Annotated in this window: 2 protein-coding genes; both read right to left on the bottom strand. The window is 66.0% G+C overall.

Features of this window, described 5'->3' with window-relative positions:
* Nucleotides 1-1,177, bottom strand: a 1,177-nt coding sequence (locus tag AB0K60_RS37595; protein WP_364066596.1) for a hypothetical protein, incomplete at its 3' end; no start/stop codon positions are given.
* Between the two features lie 346 nt (nucleotides 1,178-1,523).
* A complete protein-coding gene (locus tag AB0K60_RS37590) occupies nucleotides 1,524-2,663 on the bottom strand; it encodes a serine protease (RefSeq protein WP_364066593.1) in 1,140 nt (379 codons plus the stop codon).
* Nucleotides 2,664-3,068 lie beyond the last annotated feature (405 nt).

The following is a 3,068-nucleotide window of genomic DNA, read 5'->3' as shown; positions in this document are numbered from 1 at the left end:
ACACCGTGGCGCCGCGCTTCTGGTTCCAGGCGAAGCCCTGGCCGCCGACGTTCCTGGACAGGGTGCCGACGTCCTTGACCTTGCCGATGTAGAAGAAGTCCAGGTAGAACTTGTGCGCGTGGCTGAACTTGTACCACTGGTACACGTAGTACCTGGTCAGCCAGAAGTTGCCCTTGGCGTCCTTCCAGACCTTGCCCAGGACCTTGCCGCCGGCCTTCTCGTCCAGCAGCTTCTCGTACTGAGCCTGGGTCAGCGGGATGTCGCGGGTCTTGGCCTTGCTGCCGTTGGCCGGCGTTTCGCCGGCCGTCGGGGCGGCGTTGTAGGTCGCCTCGGTGACCTCGGTGTAGAGGAGGACCTTACGGCCGGGGTAGTCCGGGCCGACCTTCGCCGCGCCGTGCTCGACCTTGCTCCACACCGGGGCCTTGGAGCCGTACTTGTCCAGGATCCCCTGGTATTCCTTGTAGGAGATCTCCTTGGACTCGACCCACTTGTCGCCGGTCCAGGCGTCGTAGTCGGGCTTGTTGACCTCGACCTTGTCGCCGATGGAGAAGCCGTTGTAGACGTTGACGAAGGCGTAGTCCTTGTCGTAGTCCTCGTAGACCGAGAAGTCGTAGTGGGTCCAGGCCTGCTTGCCCACGTAGACGCCCCAGGGCGCCTTGCCCTTGTAGTAGCCCGGGACGAAGATCCACTTGTCGAAGACGCTCTTGCCGTCGAAGACGTTGTGGGCGGCGGTGGCGACCAGGTTGCCGTGGCGCGAGTGGATCGCGCTGCCGGAGGCCCACCAGGTCTGGCCCTTGCCGTCGACCCAGAACACCTTGCCCACGGTCTTGGGCAGGTTGACGTTCTTGACCTTGGTGGTCGTGACCTTGCCGAAGCCGGTCGGCGCGGTCACGCCGGGCTTGCTGTCCGGGGCCGGCCCGCCCTTGACCTGGAGCTTCTCGCCGTTCAGCTTATAGTCGTAGTGATACTCCTTGGCGCTCTTGAGGGCGTTCGCGTTGGAGTCGAGCCAGAACTGCGCCACCGAGTAGGCCTCGGCGGGGGTCTTGGCCAGGTACTCGCTGGACTTCAGCGGAGCGGCGCTCGCGGTGGAGGCGGTGACGAGGGAGGCGCCCAGCAGGGCGGAGGCGGCAACGGCCCCACCCAGCGGGAGGACCAGACGCTTGACTCGGGTGTTCAAGGAAACTCCTTGGGCTGTCGTGGAACGCATCTTGCGTCCCATGCGTCAGTAAAGGGATAGCCAGGAACATACAGCGGCGATCTTGAGTCTCGGTAGCGGTTCTGGCAGGAAAAGTTGACCTTGAACCGCCGAGATCATTTCGAGACAAACACCGCACCCCTTAGCGGTGGCCGCCATTGGAACGTGTCCATGCAGATCACGGTCGCACCGCTCGCCCCGCCCACCGCCGCCCCCGGTCGGGTTCCCCCGATCCGCCATGTGATCTAAATCACACCGCCTGGATGGCACCGAACCGGTCTTATTCACGTCAAAGGAGCCCACACAAACGCCGGCGGGGTGGCGAAGATCACCCAGTGCTCTGCGTCGTGGCGTGCTTGTAGATCACGTACGTGGCTTTGGTGAAGCTCGGCGAGGAGATGTGGTCGTAGCGCCGGTCCGCGTCCCGATCCCAGGTCCGGCTGTTCACGCCGTTGAGGTAGCCGTTGCCCGTGGTGCTGTTGTAGCGGATCAGCCAGGGCCCGCCGCTCGCCCCCGCGGTGAACATGCAGGGGATGGACACGCCCCGGTTGAGCAGGAGGTTGGGCGCGGTGACGCGCATCCGGCTGCGGCTCACGCACCACCGCATCGAGTTGCCGTCGAAGGGCCGCGTGCCGTTCGGCTGCTCGCCCGCGGGATAGCCGAACGCGTGCGTGACCACCTTGAGGCTCTGGTTCCACAGGAAGCCCTGGCCGCCGACGTTGTCCTCCAGCCGGCCCACGTCCATGCGCCGGTAGATGGGGTTGCCCTTGGCGTCCTTCTTCGGCTGGCCCTTGGCGTCCTTTTCCGCCTGCCAGGTGAAGCCGCGGTGCACGGTGACGAAGGCGTAGTCGTAGTCCCAGTCGACCAGGCCGGCGAAGCTGTCGTGCAGGTTCAGGGTGTGGCCGACGTAGATGCCCCAGTCGGTCCTGCCGTCCGCGGTGTAGCCGGGAATGAAGATCCAGTCCTCGACCGGCTTGGGCTCCTGGACGTTGTAGGCGCAGTGCGCGGCCGTCGCCACCAGGTTCCGGTTCGGCGAGTGCACGGCCGTCCCCGAGCACCAGTAGAGCTTGTCCCCGATCCGGAAGAACACCTTGCCGACGGTGGTGGGCAGCCCGTTCTTCACCGCCGCGCGTCCGCGCGTGGGCTGCACGGTGGTCGGCCGCTCGGTGTCCGACGAGGCCGACGCCGTCGTGGTGGTCGTCGTCGGGGCGGGGCTCGTCTGCGGGGCGCTGCGCGCGGGCGTGGCGTAGCTGCTGGCCGCCTTGAGCCGCTCCGGGGTCCAGTAGTCCATCACCTTCTGCGCGTCCGCCGCGCGCTGCGCCAGAGGCGCCGACACGACCCAGTCGGGCGCCGAGCGGGCGTGGTGGAGTACCGCCCCTCCCGCCGGAGAGCCGGGCAGCACCACGGCGATCGTCGCGGTCAGCACGCCAGCCAGCGTGGCGGCGAGCCGCTTCGCTCGGGTGGACATACGAGGCCTTCCGGGGACGACGGCAAGGGATACGGGGGGTAAAGCGAAATTTTTCCAGATCAACTAGTCACGAACAGGGCTTTGACCAACCTGGGGCTGCCTCGTTATTTGACCATCTGGCGCGTGTGGCGGAGGTAAAGGGACAAATGTGACCTGTGAGACAACCCCCAAAATGGCACAAGGCCCGGCTGGTGGGCCGGGCCTTGTGTGAGGGTGAGACGCAAGGTGTGGACCCCCGCGTCCCGATGGCGGGTCCTACTTGAGGATCTCGCCGTTCTTGCCGACGATGGTGCCGGACCAGGTGTTGGCAGCGGCGTCGTAGATCGCCTTGGTCTCGCCGTCGAAGTACGGCGAGGCGATGAAGTCGATCCGGCCGTTGTCGTCGCTGTCACCGAACCAGGAGAT

Origin of the sequence: Thermopolyspora sp. NPDC052614, assembly GCF_040678635.1 — a bacterium.
Lineage (GTDB): Bacteria > Actinomycetota > Actinomycetes > Streptosporangiales > Streptosporangiaceae > Thermopolyspora.
This window is presented reverse-complemented; position numbering and strand designations above follow the sequence as displayed.